Consider the following 17,010-nt stretch of genomic DNA (forward strand, 5'->3'; position numbering starts at 1 on the left):
CGGTTCGCGCGCTCAGCGCGGCTGTGTCGCGTCGAGGTCGAACGTGAATGCGCGCTCGAACGTGCCCGGGCGGACGGTACGGTGCGAGCCGTCGTCGTCGCAGCGTTCCTTGATCTCGACCGTCAGCCGCACGCCTTCCTTCATCGTGACGCGCAGCGCGGTCGTGCCGCGCGTCCCGTATTCGGGGGTCTCGATGAACGCGGCCGACAGCGCACGCTCGCGCTCGATCGGAATACCCGTGTGCGGGAGTGCGTCGTCGTCGGCGACATGCGGGTCGCGCATCAGCGCGATCAGCTCGTCGAGCGTCGGGGTTGGATTGTCGGTGAGCAGCGTGCCGAGTTCCGCGCGCTTGCGCACCACTTTCGGCCAGGGCGTATCGAGCCGCGCATTCGACAGCGCATGCACGCCGGGTGCGATCGCGACGGGCGCGGCGACACCGCTTTCGCCCTCGGGCGCGCGATTGCAGAACCACGCGAGTTCACGCCGCCGCCAGTCGCCGACGAGCAGGTTGAAGCCGTTGTAGACGGCCGCATGCCCGGCGAGCTGCCCGAGGTAGTCGAGCGGCGCGACGGACGGCCCGCCGAGGAAATCGGACACGAGCTTGCCGCGGGTCGGCGCGCCGGCGCGAATGTCGAACGGGGCGCGGTAGTTCGTCAGCGCGGCGAACCGGCCGTCGCGCGATACGCCGAGCCACGTGCCGCCCGCTTCGAGATCGCGGCCGGCAAGCACGCCCGGTACATCTTCCCACCACGAGAGCGGCGCGCTCGTCCGACGAAAGAACTCGTCGCGATTGGCGGTGAGGGTAAAGACGGGACCGGCGGCGGCATCGGGCTGCCAGTCGAAGGCAATCAGACACATCGGGCGAATCTCTCGCAGAAAACATCGGGCGCCGGCTGCGACTCGCGAGCCGGCGCCCGAATGGGTTGTCGGTGCATCACGCTTCCGTCGGCCACGCGTACGGCAGCGTATCGAACGCAAGCACCGGGCCGTCGGCCGAACCGAGGTGCACCGTGCCGTTGTCGAGCGCGGCGAGCTTGATCTCGACGAGCGCGTCGACGCCACCCGCGGGCGCGGCCGCCGCGTTGACGATCATCCCGCACGGCTGGCCGGGATCGTCGCTGTGGAACAGCTCGACGCCGGCATGCACGGTATCGGTCTCGCCGGCGAGGTGCGCGAGCGCGGTGCGGCGCTTGATCGTGCCGCGGTACTGGCTGCGCGCGACGATTTCCTGGCCCGGGTAGCACCCTTTGCGAAAGTTAACGGCGCCGATCACGTCGAAGTTGACCATCTGCGGCACGAACTGTTCGACGGCAGGCTGCGTGATGCGCGGTTCGCCCGCGCGGATGTCGAGCCAGTCCCAGACGGCGGGCGACACGACCGGCAGCGTGCCGCCGAGCGCGGCGATGCGCGCGTCGACTTCCGCGCGCGGGCCGATCCACAGATAGCGCTTGCGGCCGGCCGCATCGGGCACGCGGATCAGCGTGCCGGCGGGGCCGTCGACCTTCACGTGCACGCCGTCCGGCAGCGCGTCGAAGATGCCCGACAGCGCGTCGCGCACGTCGCCCGCGAAACCGACCACCGCGAGCGCGTCGCTCGCATCGGTCAGCTTCGCTTTGGCGCGCAGCACGAACATCGACAACCGCTTCTGCACGGCGGGCTGCACGTCCTTGGACACCAGCAGGCGCACGCCGTGGCCGGCGCGCCACGTGAGGAACGAGCCGAGGAGGCGCCCCTTCGGCGAGCAGTAGCCGGACAGCCGCGCGCTCGCGGCGTCGAGATGTTCGATGTCGTTGGTGAGCTGGCCGTGCAGGAACGTCGCGGCATCATCGCCGGCCACGTCGATCACGCCGAACTGCGGCAGCGGCATGCAGGCGCCCGGCGCGTCGAAATCGGCGGCGGACGGGCGGGGGAAAACGGGGAGCGAGGCGGGTGCGGCCTGGACTGCCGGTGAAGCGAACGGTGTGCTCATGGAATGAGGGAACAGTCAACCCTGACTTTGACGGAGGCGAGCAAGTATTATATGGGTCTTAGAAAATAAAAAAGCCCCACATAATCATGCGGTTAATGTGTGTGCCTGGCAGGCTTGGCACCGTAACGGCACACTCACTTCCGACACGCAGCGTTTGCGGCTTCGAGCTTCGTCTCATAGCCGCCCCGTTGCGCTCGGTCTGCCAACAGTGTAGCAGTCTGCGTGTAAATGTCGGCGCCGAGCGCCAGCGAGTCGAAAGCGAAACTTGGTTTCTCGACGACCGGTGCATCGCAGGGCACCGGAACGGGCTTGTATACGGTCGTGACGACCGGCTCAGGGGCCTGAGTGGCCGGGGCGACTCCGCAGCCAGAGAGGGCCGCGAGAGCCGCGCATATGAGGATTCGTTTCATTGCGTGCGCTCCTGTTTGATCTGCTCGTCGACGAGTGCTCGGGCGGCGTCGCAGAGATTGACGCCGGGCGCGGGCTTGCTGGCGAGCAGGACGTTTGCGCGCGCCTGGGATTTGGTGGCGACAGATTCAGCGGCGGCCACGGCCGCGGCGGCCGACGCGGCGCGCGCCTCGGCGGCGCGTTGCAATCCTAGGATCGCGTCGTTTTGCGTCTTCGCCTGCGTGGCCAGCACGCCATAGGCCTGTTTGTCGTCCGCGATGACTTGGTTCGCCGCGCCCAGTTTCTGATCGAGCCCGGCGACGATCGGCTCGTAGTGGCGTGATGCCAGATAGGCCCCGACGCCGAGCAGGGCGGCGACGGTAGCCATAAGCGCGAGAGCGCGCGCGATGGTGCTTTCGAGCATGGTGTTAGCTCCCGAATTTCTTTCCGAGCCCGAGGCCCGTGAGCAGCGCACCGCAACCGAGCCCGTATTGGGTAAGGTCAAACGGTTTTCCAGTGACAGTGCAGTAGATTTCGAGCCCGAGCCCGACGACGAAAGCGGCGGCGGCCCACGCGTAAGCCGGTTCGAGCGTTACGTTGTCGTCGCCGGTCACGAGTTGCAGCAGTTTTTTCAGCATTTACGTCCCTTGGTGAGCCGATCGCAGTTCGTCGGCGGAATATACGAAGCCGGGCACGCGCGGGAACGCCTGGAAGATCCAGACCGGCAACGTTTCGGCGTGAATTCCGTGGCCCTTCGCGCGGTGGAATTTCGAGTGCAGGACGAGCATGTTCGCCATGCCGTCGATGAAGGTTTCCGGCTTGGCCGGGTCGAATGCCTGCCAGTCGAATCCGCGGGCCGACGCGAGCGTGACGACGATCCAGAGAAGCGATTGACGGGCGTCGAACGTTTCCCCGGTCGGCTGATCGGTTTCGAGGTCGAGAACCGGCAGACGGGTGATTTCGCCGGTCGCCACGCCTTTCACCGTCAGCCAGTCGACGGCGCTCGTGAACGCCCATTCACAAAAAACGTGGTGATACTCGGTGCCGATCGCCTGCCCGCTGATGGCGCACGGCAGCTTCGCCGCATGCCCTGCGCGTTTCGTGGCGCGGAACGTCGGCGACTCGCTGCGCGGCGGGTGCGCGGGATAGAACACGTCTTCGGTGATCGTGTCGCGGTGCTCGTGCTCTTGTGCAATTTCCATAGACGAAAAAAAGCCCGCTCGATGGCGGGCTTTGAAGGTGAGGATTTACAGGAGGGGAGATTAGGCGGCAGGCATCACGCCGGTTTCCATCGCGAGACACAGGCGCACGGCGCGCTTGCCAACTTGCGAATACCACTTGGACGCCTTCATGCCGGCCGCGGCCACGGCATACGCGCCGCGCCGAACGGCTGCAAGCGTGTTCTTGAAGCCGAGAAGGCGCCCTATCCCCATGTTGAAACACATGTTCGCGATGACGCGCTGGCGCACCTCATCGAGGTTGCGCCACCACGGCAGATGAAGATCGAGCGCGGCGAACGTCACCGTAAGGTCGTGATCGAGCAGGCTGTCGACCTGCGTATCGTTCAGCGGGTACGTCCAGCCGGGCGGCAGCGGAGATGCGAGCAGGTTGTGGCCTACTCCCGTCGTCGGGACGCCCTCCGGATCGAGGTAGCGCGTATAGCGCACCGCTTCGTCGCGGCGCAGTTCCTTTCTCATCAGATCGAGATTCATTGCTTGTCCGCCTTGCCGTCGAGCTTGTCTTCGATGCGATCGAGCTTTGCGAATACCGCCTTGAATGTGTCGGTAAGCCCGTCGAGTGCTTTTTGCAGCGTGTTCGATGTCACGTAGCTTTCCGCGACATGCAGTCGGAAATCAGCCAGTTCCTTGGCGATGGCATCCGCTTTGGCGTGAGCGCCGCGCAGCAGCCACCATAGGACGCCGCCCGCGGCCGGGAGAGCGAGCGCAACGAGGCCCGTCAAGTTTTGTTCCATTGAGTTCCGAAAATGAATAGGCCGCACGAGGCGGCCGGATGTATTTGTCGCGATGCGGCGAGGTTACGATTGGCAACAGAGGCACTTGGCGCTGCGGTAGAATTCTGCAAACCACATATAAATTTCGATGCGCAAAGACTTCCTAGAAGGGATCAAGGGCCACCGAGTGGCGCCGCTTGACTACCGCACTTATCGCGAATGAAGCCAAAACTCAACGACGCCCTCGGACGCGGGCGCAATAATTTCGATCTTGTTCGGCTTTTCGCCGCCATCCTGGTGATGTTCGGACATTCCTACATGGTTCAGAAGACGCCAGGAAATTGGGATCCAATACAAACATTCACCGGACAGGAGCTTTGCAGCTCTTTGGCCGTTTATGCATTCTTCCTTGTCAGTGGGATATTCATCACGCGCAGCTTCGATCAGAATCCCAGGCCGGCTCGGTTCCTGTTGGCTCGATCGCTCAGGATCTGGCCGGGTCTGGTAGCGTGCGCCGTCGTCACCGCGTTTGTGATAGGGCCGCTGATGTCGTCAGACACTTTGACAGGCTATTTCTCAAATCCGACGACCTACACATGGCCACTTACTGTCGCAGGAGTGTTCTTTGGGACCCCCCCTTTTTTGCCGGGCCTTTTTGAGCATAACCATACGCCATTCGTCAACATTGCACTGTGGACACTCCCGATCGAAATCAAGTGCTACGCGCTTGTGCTGCTTCTCGGGACGTTCGGAATGCTCTCAACGAAAAGGAAGGCGATCATATCGATCGTCGTATGTGCAATATCGTTTTTCTATATGATTCGACACCCCCCGGCTGAAACGTCTTTTTTTTATGACGTTTTCATGCTACAGGGCTCATATAACGGCTACCCGGTCGCATTCTTTCTAATCGGAATGACCGCATATGTATTCCGTGACAAAATCATCATCGATGGACGCATGGCGCTCGCGCTCGTTATTTCATTTGTCGTGCTCCGTCATTCACACGTGGCGACAGCCATTTACTACTCCGCTTTTACTTATGGGATTCTCTGGGTCGGATCAACACCAGTCCTGAGGAAACTTAATCAGAAGCATGACTACTCATACGGAGTTTACATATATGGGTTCTTCGTTCAGCAATGCGTGCAAACATTGCTCCCTTCCATAACGAACTATCAGAGCCTTCTGATTGCCATCCCCGCCGCACTCGTATTGGCCGCGCTGTCGTGGCATCTCGTAGAGAGCCCCTGTTTGGCACTTTTAAGGCGCAACAAGGCGGCCCCTATCTCACCGGACGTTACGACGTCTTCGCTTTCGTCAGTGCGTCAACAGTCTGCAAGTAAGCCGTAAAATCTGACTCAGAGTTGGATGCTTGCCATGCCTGCCATGCGGCGCCAGCTTCGTTGGCGGCTACCTGGATTGCAGATGGCGCAGGAACTACATACGGCTGAAGCGTCCCCGGAACGTCAAGTGCTTCGCCCGCGGCCGTTCGAAAACTGTAGACTCCGGCCTCGCAATCGACCTGTACGTTGTCTTCAAATGCATAAACTGCTCCCTTCTTGCTGTCTATGAAGTTTTGCATGGACATCCTCAATATTCCGTCCAGCTTCCGACGAAACCAACGCCGAGGCCGGTGTTGTTAAGTACGTATGTAGCGCCAACGGGCACGACTGCCGAGATCGTTCCGCTGACGGAAATCCCGCTTGTGATCGGGCCGAACAACGAGGCAACTACAGTTCCATTGATGCTTAAACCAAAACCAGATCCGGTCGATCCGTTGCCGTTCCCCGAGCCGACGCTAAGCATGATGAACAGCGGGCGCCCCGTCGAATTCGTATAGGTCGTCCCGACAACCCGAGTTGGCGTCGACAGCGTGGTCGCGCCATTCCCGATCGATTGAGAGCGCTGCACCGCGTGTTGGCTTTGCGTGGCCGCACCAACACTAACCGGGTTGAACTGAAGTTGAGCGCTCCCCCCGATCACGATCCACTGGTTTGCCCCATTGGTCGTCACCAGCCGAAGCGAATCGCCAGGATTCAGAACCACGCTCGTGTTTCCGCCGCTCCCGACGATGGCGTCGGTGCCGGCCCGCGACACCGTCAAAGCTGCCGAACCACTATTGATGAAATACAGTGCCCCGCACGTCGGCATTGCGGATGCGGCAGGGAGTGTGAACGTCGCTGCCGACGTACCCCAGAAATTGATCACTGCGCCAGATTGTGCGCCGATGAGCGTCTGCGAAGTCTGGTAGCTGTAGAAATTCTGGAAATTGCCGAGCGCCCGCTGCACGAACGCCGTGGTCGCAAGACGGGTACTGCTGTCGAACTGCGCAGCCGTAACTCCGCGAGTCTGCGAAAATTGAATTGCTGCGGTGCCGCCCGCCACATCCCATTCCGTACTGCCGCGACACACTAAAAGCAGAGAGTCGCCGATCTGCAGCGTCACGGGCTGCACGTTGCCCGCGGACCAAATGAAATCGGAGCCCTGAGTGTTGACAGTGATAGGCCCGGAGCCAAAGTTGACGATCGAAATCGTCCCTCCAGAAGGCATTGACGCGCCAGTCGGAAGGGTGATTGCTCCTCCTGATGCGCCGTACCATTGAATGAGCTGACCGGCATAAAACGCGGTGAGTGTCGTATTCGCATTCAGCGCGGTGAAGCCGGAAAAGTTACCGAGCGCGCGCTGAACGAACGCGGTAGTTGCCTGTTTCTGCGAATTGTCAAACTGCGTAGCAGTAACGCCTGTTGATAGCGTTTGCCCCGCACTGACCCACCCATTCGACCCGTTCGAAACGAACTGCACTTCCTCGCCGGGAGAAAGCGTGATGCTGTTTGAGCTGCTTCCCTGGCCGAACGATAGCGTATCGGTGCCGTTCCGCGCGACAATTGCCGATCCGGACGATTGCATGTACACGACCGTGATACTCGTTCCGTTCGGACAACTCGATGCAGGCGGGAGCGTCTGCGTCGTCCCGGTCGACGTGACGTTGATGAGCGCGCCGAGCGCAGCGGTAGTGAGCGTTTGGCTCGCCGATGCGTTGATGATCGAGCTATAACGTTCCCCGACAGCTTGGAAATACCCGCCAGTCGGCGCGAACGGCGATCCAGCTACCGCATTGATGCTCGATGCAGTGATCGTAGATTGTCCATAGGCGACGGTGACGACCCACAGCGGGATTTGGCCGGTCGGTGTCGCGGGCGTTTGCTGCGAGCCGGTCGCAGCCGCTACACCCGGCGTAAGCGTGAGCTGGATCGTGTCTTGCCGCGTGGTGTTCTGCGCGGTTCCGCTCGACTGGCCGTTTACGGGTGGCCCGCTGAACGCTTGCTGCGGATTTGTCGAGTTGTAATACGGCAGAACGACAGCGTTCGTATCCTGCTCAAGGAACGATGCCGAAATCAGATAGTTGACCGAGTAGCCGGACGTTGCGGGCGCAGGGCACGAGAAGTTCGTCGCGGCCATCAAGATCCCTTGCTTCATGATCTGATTGGTCGTGTCCTGACCGAGCGATGAATACGCTGTCGGATCGCGTTGTTGAAGCGAGTAGACGCGCCCAGGGTTCACGTTGACCGTCATTCCCGCGGGCGATGTCGGAACGCATGCGAGCCCAGAGAAAACCGTGTTCGTGCCAAGCATGTCTTGAATGAGCATGCCGAGGGCCGTGTATGTGTTTCGGTTCGTGTTGAGAAGGTCAGTTTCGAGCGGGATTTGACCTGCGTAGACGATCTGTCGATCCATTGAAACTCCAAAAACAAAAACCCCGCCGAAGCGGGGTTTGCATGTGATAGTGCGCGGGGAATTAGTTCGAAATACGAACCCAAAGAATCGTCCCGGCAGGACGAACGGATTCGATTGCGGCGTAGATCGCGGAATCGGTCACGCCCGAATTCATTTGCGACAGGTCGGCGTATTCGCCTTGAGATGGCATCGAATACCCCGATACAGACGATCCATATCCGCCGATGTTGGGAATGCCGGAACCAATCGGGCGATACGCGGTGATGAACGCCTGATAGTCGAGCACGAGAGAGCCATATGCGCCCGCAACGCCGTATCCGATCGTCGGGCCTCCATACGCCCCGGTATCCGCAGGGTTCTGAACTTCTACGATGACGGGTGCGCGCCCGGTCAAGTTTTTGAGCACCGTAACGACGGCGTTGCGGGTGCCGCGCTCCTGAACCAAATTGATCTGAATCCGAGCGCTGAACGCCGGATCCGATTCGTTCGAAAGGCGCGGGAGATTCGTGCCGAAGTAGTCGGCGGAAGAAATGTCGAGCCACCCGCCGGTCGACGTTTGAATGCGAGTCTGCGCCACCATGAACGCATAGGCTGCGTACACGGCAGCGAACATGCTCGCGATGCCGCTCAGAACGGCGTCGAGAATCGGATGGATTGTCCCAAACCATCCGTTCGGCATCCGCTCCTTAAGTCGAGCGAGAAAATCGCTTTGGTCGCCTATCGTCATCAAATCACCGATACGCTAGTGGCCTTGATGACCTGTTGGTTGGTCGCGATAAGATCCGACGTTCCGCCGTTCAACAGTAACGACCCGACATCCGTCACATCGCTCGACGCATCGAACGCAACCTGCGCGATTCGCAGATAGGAGAGCATCTGCCCGAGCTTCAAACTGTTGACGTAGCTTTGCACCGCAGCCTGAACGGTTGCCGCGGTGGACGAGTGCCCTGCGCCGGTCGATGTAGTCGTGATGGCCATCGAAATGACTGCGCCCACCACTACCGGCGCGAACACACCAAATGTCGAGGTGATCGGCCGGACTGCATTGATCGCGTTGTACGCGGTCGACAGCGTTGTAGACGATGGGTATCCCGTGCCGTCATCGACGACGACATAGAAGTACCCAATATTCGTGGAGCCGTTGTAATTCTGGTTTTCGACGATCGAGTACGCGAAATTCGCCCCAAGCGCGGAAATTGCAGCTCCGACTGCCGCGGGTGTAGCGCGCGCGAGTGTTGCAAGCCACCCGACGAAACGAACCCGCGCGGCCGCGTCTGTTTCGGCGTTCTTGCCGTTCGTGAATGGCTGCGCATTCGAAACGGTGTCGACGTAGGGGATCGACTGATACAGGGAACTGATTGCGTTCGCAATCACATTTCCAGATGCATCCGGCAACGCTAGGGAATTGCTTCCGGCAGTGATGCTGACTACCGAGCACGTGACAGATTGTGCTCCGGCCGCGATAACGAAGCCGTTTAGGCTGGCGCTATATGCCGGGTTCGTCGTATCGGCGACTACCTGGTATTGCTGCGTGCCGTCGCCGGTCTGCGCAATCGAGCCTACCGGGACGACAGCCTGCTGCGTGTAGGTGAACCGGGAAAACGTAACTTGGCCGCTTGCAGCGCTCGACGGCAATCGCGAGAATCCGAACTGTGCAAACCATGAGTCGAGGTCAGCGCCGTTCGATGTAGCTGCGCGCGTGAGTGCAATTGCGGTGAGGATCAGCCCTTGCAGGTACATCGCGATCCATGCCGTCCCCTCGCCGATCGCCCGTAGAACCGAGCCGATGACGAAGCTGACAAGCGTGGACGCAGCGCCCTGAACGGCCGTCGCAAATCCGGTAAGGATCTGCGTGAAGGATTGGCCTTGAACGCTCATTTGTTGATGTCGAATGACAGCGTGTCAGTTTCGCCGGTTGCGGCGTTGACATACTGGATGTTGATCGTCGCGCCATCGTTGAACGGTTGAACGTCGATGGTCGGGGCAGGAGAGCGGCAGACGGAAGGGAACGAATAGACGACGCTGCGGACGAGCGCCCTGACTGTCGGGATGTTTACCGTTGAACCGATCCGGCGCGGGAGGCCCGCACCGAAAGATGGATGATCGGAATAGTCAGCCGACGCGATAGCGTTACCAGCAGCATCGCTTAGAGCAGGGTTCGTCATCAATGCGCGAAGAATCTGCTGTGTTGTGCTATCACCTTCATTCGCAACCGCCAAATCGCCACCGGGGGAGACGACAAGGTCGCCTCCCCAATAGTGGTAAATATCGGGCATTAATTTACAACTTCTCCAGTGTTGGATCCGCCGTTACCGTTTGAGTGGTAATGCGTGCTATCGACGTGGTGGCCGTTGTTGACGATGGCGCCTGTCGAACTGATGTCGCCGACGATGGTGAAATTCCCGGTGAGGGTCGATGCCGATCCGGTGCCGTTATTGCCGGAAATCTGGATTCCACCTTGTCCGGTAATCGTCTTTGTCACAAGAAGCGTCCCGTTCAACGTCAGCCCCCCGCTGAACGTCATGACTCCGGATCCGTCGCCATTCATGACGACAGTCGACCCGGCTTTGTCGATGAGAGTCACCTTTCCGTCGTTCGTCAATTTGACGGTCGACCCGCTCTTGTGGACCATCCAGGTTTCGCCGGATTGAACGATTACGGGCGGATTGGCGTTCGAGAAAAAGCGCGCAGTAACGCGAGGCGCGCGCTCGTTCCCCTCGTTAAACGTGATCTGCACCATGTCGCCGATGTTTGGACCGACGAGCACGCCGAAGCCATTTCCGACGCCCGGAGCGGAAACCGGAATCCAGCCGACGAGTTCCACATCCTCGGGCTGAATCTTGACCTTCACTGCGTGACGGTTTGGGTCATAGCTCGACACAATCCCGGTTCTCGGTTTCGCGCTACCTTGCCCGCTCAAATCCGACTGCATGCGGGCCATGTTCGCGAGCCGATTCGCTACGCGTGTACTCATATGCCCTCCTGCTGAGAATCGGGGCTGTGGTTTTTCGCGTGCAATTCGAGGGTGTATCCGTCATCGAAACTAAGACGCCGCGTGATGCTGTCGGGGAAATACATTTGATCCCATGCCGTTCCGGTCCCTTGCATCTGAACGACGGATGTCGTATCGAGGAAATCGTTTCCAGCGGCTGGAATCTCGAACTCCATCAACATTTCGTGCCGAATGAGTTCGTTGTATTTCGCTTGCGCGTACTCGACGCACTTCTGCTTCGTGAGGTTCGCAACGTTGTAGTAATACGTCTGAGCGTCGCCCGAGCTTCCAATCGAACCGGGCGCCGTCGATTTCTTGCTTGTGGACGATGGGTACTGAGCGGTATAGACACGCTGGTCAACGTCGTTGAACGATCGAACCTGTACGTAAATCCCACGAGACACAGTCAATGTTCGCTCGAACTTCAGGCCCTTGACGTTACAGGTAGGCGCGCCGGTATTTGCGTCGGGCGGCGTCCATACGATCTTGTACGGCGCCACCTTCGACGGATCGGGGCGAGGGTTGAAAAACAGTGTTTGCCCCCGCACGTAGACGGCGAACTGTTCGATGCGTGCGAGATAGCAGAGCAAATCCCACTCCGTTCGCGCGTTGTTCATCGCGTCATGGTCGATCGCGTAGTACTTACCGACGAGGGTCGAAGTTTCCGTGACGTTTGACGTGAGGCCGTGCCGTTGAGCGAGCAAGGCGGCGATTTGCGACGACGTTTTGTTTTGAAATTTTTCGGTCGTCTTCGCATCGATGAAAACGCGCGTAAGATCGCGCCCTGACACTTCAATGCAGCCGCGAGCCGGGTCGTATCCGATCTTGTCGACCTGCCCGTAAATCCATCGCGGAAGCTCCGTAGCCGTCCATTTCGACAGGTCGTTAGGAACCCCGGCGAAAAGCTCGATATACATATCCTTTTGGTTGGAAAACCATGCTGCGTCCTGAGACGCAGGGAGCGCGTTTGCTGCAAATACGCAGGAAAACGTATCCGCAGATGCATAGGAGTTGTTGTCGACCTCGAACGAATCCCATCCCGTGATGATCTGACCGTTTACCTTGATCGCGCCGCGAACCGAGTTTGCGGACGAGTTAGGCACCTAAAATTCCTCCTGAGCCGCCCTGATACGGCGGGATGACGATCGATTGGTTTCCGATGATCCTCGGATCGCCACCGAGCTGCGGGTTTGCCTGAGCCAGCGTCGTCCATCCGCTCACGTCGCGGTAGAACTTCGATGCGATGTCGAACAGTGAGCCGCCGCCCGATTTGATGGTCTTGATGCCGCTGTTGATCTGGCCGAGATTCCGGCCCATTCGACCGAGAACACTGTCGAGTTGGACTAGGTTCTGCTGAGACTGAAACGCGTTGATCTGCGTGAAGAGGCGCGAGACGTTCGTCGCAATCGGATTTCCCGGAAGGATTCCGCCCAACGTCGTAACACTCTGAATGGTGTTTTCCGTCGATGCGATCAGCGTACCGACGACGCTGCGCGCTTGATTCAGCGGAGTAAGCACCGAGTTGATCGTGCTCTTTGCGGCCTTAGCGAAATCGGAAACCGCCGAAACAGCAGAGCCAAGCGTTGAAATAGCTCCGCTGACCCCGCTATCGCCAATGCTCGACGCCAGCGAAGTAGCCGCGGACATGTCCCCGTTGATGAGGTCGTCGAGGCTGTCGCTCGCGCTCTGGCCCGGCGTCGTCGTCATGTCCTGAACGACAGTGCAGGTCAACTGATACGGGATCTGGTAGTCGCGCTCGTAATCAGCATCGAAGCCCGTTACGACCACCAGGTAGAAGAATTCGGACCATGCCAAGAAAACTGGCAGTGCCGCGTCGTTCATGCCTTTCAGAGTAAGCGCGCGATCGAGCGCGTTTTCCCCGATCAGCAGCCCCGACCATTCGATCGGATCGTGGTCGGCGCCAAGCAGGTCGACCTGCCGAGCGCCGCCGATGAACTTGTGAACGACACTCCTTTGTCCGGTTTTCACCTTGATTACTTCGGGAATCTCGGTATCTGCGAACTGCACATCACCGAGACTGAGTGTGATGTCCGGCATTAGTACTCCTGCCCCGGAACCGCTTGGCCGAGCCCGGCGTCGTACATGCCTGAGCCGAGCGGCGCCGAAGACTTAGAAACGATCCCGCCGACGACTTTCGTCACGCCCTTCTCGAATCCGTTTCCGAAGTCTGCATAGGTCGTTACGTGAACCGCAGGAGGGCCGGGTCGAACGAATCGCGATTGCGTCGTTGTCGCCTGATTGACACTCGAAAATGTCGGCGCCGCGGCGCCCTTGAATTCGCCTGCGTCGACGCGCTTCTGCGCGCCCGCCGAGAGCTTCACGCCCCCGTCCGTCTTGTAACTATCGATTTCCGACTGCGTGAACGGCCGGAATGCGTACGCGGCAGCCGCTAGGGTGCCGAGCGCGAGCACGACAATGCCTAGCGGGCTAACGAGCGCGGCCAGCGCGCCAGTAAACGCCGTGGACGCGCTTCCGGCGATCGCGCCAGCAATACGGACAATCCCCGCAGCGCCACCGACAGCTTGCATTGCCAGAGCGCGCCCGAGGAAAAGCAATCCGCGCGCAATGGCGCCTATCGGTCCAGTGACGATGAATGCCATGCCTCGCAGAAACGCGAGCCCGTTGCCCGTGATACGCAGCGCGCGGAACGCGATACCTCCCATTCTGAAAATCGACATGCCGAGTCCGGCCGCAGTGCGACCGAGCCGCATCAAACCGGCAGGGCCGCCAATAGCGCGCATGGCAAGCGCCAATCCGAAGCCGCGGACCGCCGCGGTTACGAGCAGAACGGCGCCGTTGATGGCGAGTCCGCCAGCGAGCAGGATGAACCCGTCTGCTATGACCTTGAACAGCGTTTGGTGTCGCTCCACGAACTGACCAAATCGATCCAGGCCGCCCGCAATCTTCAAGAGTCCGTTTGTGATTGTCGGCAGGTAGACCGAGCCGAACACGGCGAGGAAGTTCTTCCACGCGGCATCCGCGGCCACCTCGGCACCCTCGGGCGATTTGATGTACTGCCGGTACGCTCCCGAAAAATCATCCGTCTTTCGGAAAATCGCCGTGTCCTTCGCGTTCTTCTGTGCGCTCGTTATGTTGGAGCCGATAAAATCGCCAGTCGCTCGGTTGAAGTGCTGCGCGACGAGGATCGCGAGCTGTTCTTCGTCGAGATTCCCGTACTTGCGCCGCATGGCTGGCACGAGCACATCATGAATGAATACATCCGGACGCTGAGACGCAAGTTTTGCGTTTTCTGCGGACAGGCCGCCCGTGACCGGCGTTTCAACGTGCTGCGCCCGAAGTGCCGCGCGCATCGCAGGGTCTACGGTCTTGTTGATGGCGCGCTGAATCGCGAGCGCCTCGGGGGAAATTTTCGTATCCCACAGGCCGAGGCTCGACAGGAACCCCTTTGCTTTCTTGTCCATGTGCCCGCCAATCAGCGAGCTGTTGAACGTCATCAACGTGGTGCCAGCAGTCGAGCCGGTCTTCGCGCTGATGAGTGCAGCGAAAGCGCCATACAAGTATTCGGGCGACGCAAGTTGATAGGCGATCTTGCCGGTCTGCGACGCGTGGAAATAGTCGTTCGCCGACACGCGACCGCGAGTCCCAAAGTAAACTTGAGACTGCATCGAAAGTTCTTTCGCCAACTCGGCCGGATTCTGCATCACCTTGTCGCCGCGATGCTCAAGCGCTTTTACCGAGTTGTAAACCAGGCCGTCGACATTCTTTCCGTCGTTCTGAATCTTCGCGGCGATCGCAAACCGGTTGTATGCGTCGGATAGCGACAGTGCCTTTCCGAGGTCACCGGTCGCCGTGTGCAGGTCGGTGATGAGCGCGATGTTGTCCGCGATCGTTGCGCCGAGGTTCTTGTGCGCGAGCGTCTGCGCGGTCGCGAATACCTTCGCGTTATCGGCAGACGAAAGGTTAAGCGTTTGAAACTTTTCTTGCTCCATGCGAAGTTTCTTCGCTTCTTCGTATGGAACCTTAAGCGCTCCGACAATCCCTGCGGAAATTCCGAGCATTAAGGCGCCTTTCTTCGCCTGATTCTGTATGCTTTCGATCCGCTTTTGCAGTAGACTGGCTTGCGCCTCGGTGCGTAAAAAATCTTTAGAGAGTGCGGCAAGCCCCAATGACGCGCTGTTGATGAGGCTGATTCGCACGCCAATTTTGAAGGCTTCGAACATGAAACCGTCCTTTATATTTCGCCTGCATGAATGGGCGGCTGACCGGTTCGACTCGGTGCAGTATCCGAATGTGCGCCCATTGAATAGGGCGTCGCGCGTAGGGGCGCGCGTTCAGTTCATTCATCCGATGCCGATATGGCAGCGGATTTCGATGGTGATGTTGTGCGCGGGCGCTGCAGCGATCGCGATCCCGCTGCTGACCGGGACTTGCGCGATCGTGTGGGCGTTCGTTTCGTCTATGTGAATTCGCGCGAGGTCATCAACGTGGGAACGTTGATGCCCCGACCTAGGATGCCGGTCACGAGTGCGCCGCCGAGCACGCGTTTCATCTTCTCTTCGCAGTGCAGCACCGCAGGCCCGAGGGACGGGCGCGGCGGGATCTTGTCGGTGCCAAGCTCGTGATACACGGCTTTGTCGTCGTCCGATCCGACCACGGCTTCGAGCGCCGACACCTCCCTTTGAACCGAATCGCGCATTTCGCCCGATCGAAGGAGCGGATCGTTCGGCGTGAACCCTTGGCGAACCCGATCCGCTTTCGTTTCTTCCTTCAGTTGAGCCCAAGCAGGAAACGGCCCGATCGATTTCTGATATGTGCCAAGCTCCTGCCGCGCAGTGTCGCGAACGTTGTTCGCAACCTCGACAAGCCCCGCATGCAATTCAAGGGCTACCGCCGCTTGACGCGTCATAAGATGCGCAGCGAACTGGCCCAGGCTCGCAAATTCCCGAATCGCGCTCACGAGTCCTCAAACTCCATATTCGAGTAGTTGAACTTATGGCCCTCGAACTCCGAAAACTTGATCGAGAATGCCGTGCGCGTCGCATCGTCCAAGGCGAACGCTACGTCGAACGGCACTCCGTTTTTCACGAGCCACAGCGCCTCGCTGATTGCCGCGGAGCGTGCTAGTTTTTTACTTCTTCGCGCACCTCGTCCGGCTTCGATTGCGCGCCGAAATGCTCGTCGACCGCCTGCATGACGGCTGTCACGCCATCTTCATCGAGTCGCGTGATCAGAGCCTCGATCTCACGCTCGTTGTTCGGGTAGTTGACAGGCTTTCCGTCGATGCCGGTGATGTAGGTGATCGGAAGCACCATGCCGACGTAAACCTGATTTTTCGCCGCCTCGCCGAGCATTTTCACGAGCCGGAATTGCGACAGCACGCCCGGCTTGCGCAGCGTGACTTGCAGGCCGTTCGGCGTGTCGATCGTGACCGATGCATCGGCCTTCTTGATCAGTTGTTGCGAGGGGGTTTCGCCGACCTGCGGCGACTCCTGCTTTTTGCTGCGCACGTTGACCGTCGTCATCCTTATGCCACCTTGATCCGTTGTTCAGCCATGAAGCTGATTTTTTGTTTGACCGTTTCGTCGCCAGCCCAATCGCCAGCATCGTCGAGCTTGAAAATCACGCCCACATACATGTACTGGCTCGTCGAACCATCCGACTCGGTGATCGTTTCGGTGATCGTCGACGGAAGCAGGTTGAGCCCTGCGTAGTAGTTGGCCTCTTGGGCGGCGAAGAAATCGTCGATCGTGCTGTCTTGCCGCTCGACTTCAAACGCGCCCGTCCAGCCGTCCGGGAAAATCAGGTGACGCGTCCGGCCGTCGATCCCCTTCACCTTCTTGTCGGTCGTTTCCGGCTTCGAAGTGAATTTCGTGATGAGCGAAAGGGCGAGGGTTCCGGTCGGCGTCTGGATGTTGGTCGCGATGTCGCGGCCAACGCTAAAGCCATTCAGCGGCATTTACGCTTCCCAATAGAAAAAGCCCGCGCATGGCG

The 17,010-nt window shown here is 59.7% G+C and carries 21 protein-coding genes; 2 read left to right on the top strand and 19 right to left on the bottom strand.

From position 1 onward, the window contains the following. Nucleotides 1–12 precede the first annotated feature (12 nt). From HWX39_RS19735 to HWX39_RS19770, 8 genes are all read right to left on the bottom strand, one after another. Nucleotides 13–858 (bottom strand): NRDE family protein, encoded by an 846-nt coding sequence (locus HWX39_RS19735; protein ID WP_175969604.1) that lies wholly within the window; start codon nt 856–858, stop codon nt 13–15. A 76-nt stretch (nt 859–934) separates the two neighbouring features. After that, the gene (locus HWX39_RS19740; protein ID WP_175969605.1) at nt 935–1,969 is read right to left on the bottom strand and encodes a folate-binding protein YgfZ; all 1,035 of its coding nucleotides are present in this window, start codon (nt 1,967–1,969) and stop codon (nt 935–937) included. A gap of 134 nt (nt 1,970–2,103) precedes the next feature. Then, nucleotides 2,104–2,379: a hypothetical protein gene (locus tag HWX39_RS19745; protein ID WP_175969606.1), complete on the bottom strand. Its 276-nt coding sequence runs from the start codon at nt 2,377–2,379 to the stop codon at nt 2,104–2,106. Further along, a complete protein-coding gene (locus HWX39_RS19750; RefSeq protein WP_175969607.1) occupies nt 2,376–2,780 on the bottom strand; it encodes a hypothetical protein in 405 nt (134 codons plus the stop codon). The genes HWX39_RS19745 and HWX39_RS19750 overlap by 4 nt, the downstream gene beginning before the upstream one ends. A 4-nt stretch (nt 2,781–2,784) precedes the next feature. Continuing rightward, nucleotides 2,785–2,994, bottom strand: coding sequence for a hypothetical protein (locus HWX39_RS19755; RefSeq protein WP_175969608.1), 210 nt, complete (start codon nt 2,992–2,994; stop codon nt 2,785–2,787). Next, nucleotides 2,995–3,558, bottom strand: coding sequence for a hypothetical protein (locus HWX39_RS19760; protein ID WP_175969609.1), 564 nt, complete (start codon nt 3,556–3,558; stop codon nt 2,995–2,997). Between the two features lie 60 nt (nt 3,559–3,618). Then, nucleotides 3,619–4,068: a lysozyme gene (locus HWX39_RS19765; RefSeq protein WP_175969610.1), complete on the bottom strand. Its 450-nt coding sequence runs from the start codon at nt 4,066–4,068 to the stop codon at nt 3,619–3,621. Then, nucleotides 4,065–4,328 carry a hypothetical protein gene (locus HWX39_RS19770; protein ID WP_175969611.1) on the bottom strand — a complete coding sequence of 88 codons (264 nt, stop codon included), beginning with the start codon at nt 4,326–4,328 and terminating at the stop codon, nt 4,065–4,067. The genes HWX39_RS19765 and HWX39_RS19770 overlap by 4 nt, the downstream gene beginning before the upstream one ends. Before the next feature lie 198 nt (nt 4,329–4,526). Here HWX39_RS19770 and HWX39_RS19775 point away from each other — a divergent pair, with 198 nt between their 5' ends. Next, on the top strand, nt 4,527–5,660 hold the full coding sequence (locus tag HWX39_RS19775; protein WP_175969612.1) for an acyltransferase: 1,134 nt from the start codon (nt 4,527–4,529) through the stop codon (nt 5,658–5,660). A 240-nt stretch (nt 5,661–5,900) separates the two neighbouring features. Here HWX39_RS19775 and HWX39_RS19780 read toward each other — a convergent pair whose 3' ends face one another. From HWX39_RS19780 to HWX39_RS19815, 8 genes are all read right to left on the bottom strand, one after another. Beyond that, nucleotides 5,901–8,045, bottom strand: a complete 2,145-nt coding sequence (locus HWX39_RS19780; protein ID WP_175969613.1) for a hypothetical protein — start codon at nt 8,043–8,045, stop codon at nt 5,901–5,903. 61 nt (nt 8,046–8,106) lie between these two features. After that, complete coding sequence (locus tag HWX39_RS19785) at nt 8,107–8,772, bottom strand: hypothetical protein (RefSeq protein ID WP_175969614.1); 666 nt, start codon at nt 8,770–8,772, stop codon at nt 8,107–8,109. Further along, a complete protein-coding gene (locus HWX39_RS19790) occupies nt 8,772–9,923 on the bottom strand; it encodes a baseplate J/gp47 family protein (protein WP_175969615.1) in 1,152 nt (383 codons plus the stop codon). Before HWX39_RS19790 ends, HWX39_RS19785 begins: the two co-directional genes overlap by 1 nt. After that, nucleotides 9,920–10,321: a phage tail protein gene (locus HWX39_RS19795; protein WP_175969616.1), complete on the bottom strand. Its 402-nt coding sequence runs from the start codon at nt 10,319–10,321 to the stop codon at nt 9,920–9,922. Before HWX39_RS19795 ends, HWX39_RS19790 begins: the two co-directional genes overlap by 4 nt. Then, entirely contained in the window at nt 10,321–11,019 is a 699-nt protein-coding gene (locus HWX39_RS19800) for a phage baseplate assembly protein V (protein WP_175969617.1), read from the bottom strand. Before HWX39_RS19800 ends, HWX39_RS19795 begins: the two co-directional genes overlap by 1 nt. Further along, nucleotides 11,016–12,140, bottom strand: coding sequence for a hypothetical protein (locus tag HWX39_RS19805; RefSeq protein WP_175969618.1), 1,125 nt, complete (start codon nt 12,138–12,140; stop codon nt 11,016–11,018). The genes HWX39_RS19800 and HWX39_RS19805 overlap by 4 nt, the downstream gene beginning before the upstream one ends. Continuing rightward, nucleotides 12,133–13,095: a hypothetical protein gene (locus HWX39_RS19810; protein ID WP_175969619.1), complete on the bottom strand. Its 963-nt coding sequence runs from the start codon at nt 13,093–13,095 to the stop codon at nt 12,133–12,135. The genes HWX39_RS19805 and HWX39_RS19810 overlap by 8 nt, the downstream gene beginning before the upstream one ends. After that, a complete protein-coding gene (locus HWX39_RS19815) occupies nt 13,095–15,239 on the bottom strand; it encodes a hypothetical protein (protein ID WP_175969620.1) in 2,145 nt (714 codons plus the stop codon). The genes HWX39_RS19810 and HWX39_RS19815 overlap by 1 nt, the downstream gene beginning before the upstream one ends. On the opposite strand from HWX39_RS19815, the gene HWX39_RS19820 reads away from it, so the two are divergent. Next, on the top strand, nt 15,238–15,483 hold the full coding sequence (locus tag HWX39_RS19820) for a hypothetical protein (RefSeq protein ID WP_175969621.1): 246 nt from the start codon (nt 15,238–15,240) through the stop codon (nt 15,481–15,483). The genes HWX39_RS19815 and HWX39_RS19820 overlap by 2 nt on opposite strands. Here the strand turns inward: HWX39_RS19820 and HWX39_RS19825 are convergent. From HWX39_RS19825 to HWX39_RS19835, 3 genes are all read right to left on the bottom strand, one after another. Continuing rightward, on the bottom strand, nt 15,476–15,976 hold the full coding sequence (locus HWX39_RS19825; protein ID WP_244135055.1) for a hypothetical protein: 501 nt from the start codon (nt 15,974–15,976) through the stop codon (nt 15,476–15,478). The two genes, HWX39_RS19820 and HWX39_RS19825, sit on opposite strands and share 8 nt — an antisense overlap. Before the next feature lie 163 nt (nt 15,977–16,139). Continuing rightward, on the bottom strand, nt 16,140–16,541 hold the full coding sequence (locus HWX39_RS19830) for a hypothetical protein (protein ID WP_175969622.1): 402 nt from the start codon (nt 16,539–16,541) through the stop codon (nt 16,140–16,142). Nucleotides 16,542–16,543: 2 nt separating this feature from the next. Next, nucleotides 16,544–16,975, bottom strand: coding sequence for a hypothetical protein (locus HWX39_RS19835; RefSeq protein ID WP_175969623.1), 432 nt, complete (start codon nt 16,973–16,975; stop codon nt 16,544–16,546). Between the last annotated feature and the right edge of the window lie 35 nt (nt 16,976–17,010).

This window comes from Burkholderia sp. BCC0322 (assembly GCF_902833045.1).
Taxonomy (GTDB): domain Bacteria; phylum Pseudomonadota; class Gammaproteobacteria; order Burkholderiales; family Burkholderiaceae; genus Burkholderia.

What these genes read in the sequence shown, in the direction of transcription:
- HWX39_RS19740 (WP_175969605.1), bottom strand. Translation starts at nt 1,969, where the DNA reads ATGAGCACACCGTTCGCTTCACCGGCAGTCCAGGCCGCACCCGCCTCG.
- HWX39_RS19790 (WP_175969615.1), bottom strand. Translation starts at nt 9,923, where the DNA reads ATGAGCGTTCAAGGCCAATCCTTCACGCAGATCCTTACCGGATTTGCG.
- HWX39_RS19835 (WP_175969623.1), bottom strand. Translation starts at nt 16,975, where the DNA reads ATGCCGCTGAATGGCTTTAGCGTTGGCCGCGACATCGCGACCAACATC.
- HWX39_RS19760 (WP_175969609.1), bottom strand. Translation starts at nt 3,558, where the DNA reads ATGGAAATTGCACAAGAGCACGAGCACCGCGACACGATCACCGAAGAC.
- HWX39_RS19810 (WP_175969619.1), bottom strand. Translation starts at nt 13,095, where the DNA reads ATGCCGGACATCACACTCAGTCTCGGTGATGTGCAGTTCGCAGATACC.
- HWX39_RS19815 (WP_175969620.1), bottom strand. Translation starts at nt 15,239, where the DNA reads ATGTTCGAAGCCTTCAAAATTGGCGTGCGAATCAGCCTCATCAACAGC.
- HWX39_RS19780 (WP_175969613.1), bottom strand. Translation starts at nt 8,045, where the DNA reads ATGGATCGACAGATCGTCTACGCAGGTCAAATCCCGCTCGAAACTGAC.
- HWX39_RS19775 (WP_175969612.1), top strand. Translation starts at nt 4,527, where the DNA reads ATGAAGCCAAAACTCAACGACGCCCTCGGACGCGGGCGCAATAATTTC.
- HWX39_RS19770 (WP_175969611.1), bottom strand. Translation starts at nt 4,328, where the DNA reads ATGGAACAAAACTTGACGGGCCTCGTTGCGCTCGCTCTCCCGGCCGCG.
- HWX39_RS19785 (WP_175969614.1), bottom strand. Translation starts at nt 8,772, where the DNA reads ATGACGATAGGCGACCAAAGCGATTTTCTCGCTCGACTTAAGGAGCGG.
- HWX39_RS19735 (WP_175969604.1), bottom strand. Translation starts at nt 858, where the DNA reads ATGTGTCTGATTGCCTTCGACTGGCAGCCCGATGCCGCCGCCGGTCCC.
- HWX39_RS19820 (WP_175969621.1), top strand. Translation starts at nt 15,238, where the DNA reads ATGAAACCGTCCTTTATATTTCGCCTGCATGAATGGGCGGCTGACCGG.
- HWX39_RS19750 (WP_175969607.1), bottom strand. Translation starts at nt 2,780, where the DNA reads ATGCTCGAAAGCACCATCGCGCGCGCTCTCGCGCTTATGGCTACCGTC.
- HWX39_RS19765 (WP_175969610.1), bottom strand. Translation starts at nt 4,068, where the DNA reads ATGAATCTCGATCTGATGAGAAAGGAACTGCGCCGCGACGAAGCGGTG.
- HWX39_RS19800 (WP_175969617.1), bottom strand. Translation starts at nt 11,019, where the DNA reads ATGAGTACACGCGTAGCGAATCGGCTCGCGAACATGGCCCGCATGCAG.
- HWX39_RS19795 (WP_175969616.1), bottom strand. Translation starts at nt 10,321, where the DNA reads ATGCCCGATATTTACCACTATTGGGGAGGCGACCTTGTCGTCTCCCCC.
- HWX39_RS19755 (WP_175969608.1), bottom strand. Translation starts at nt 2,994, where the DNA reads ATGCTGAAAAAACTGCTGCAACTCGTGACCGGCGACGACAACGTAACG.
- HWX39_RS19830 (WP_175969622.1), bottom strand. Translation starts at nt 16,541, where the DNA reads ATGACGACGGTCAACGTGCGCAGCAAAAAGCAGGAGTCGCCGCAGGTC.
- HWX39_RS19745 (WP_175969606.1), bottom strand. Translation starts at nt 2,379, where the DNA reads ATGAAACGAATCCTCATATGCGCGGCTCTCGCGGCCCTCTCTGGCTGC.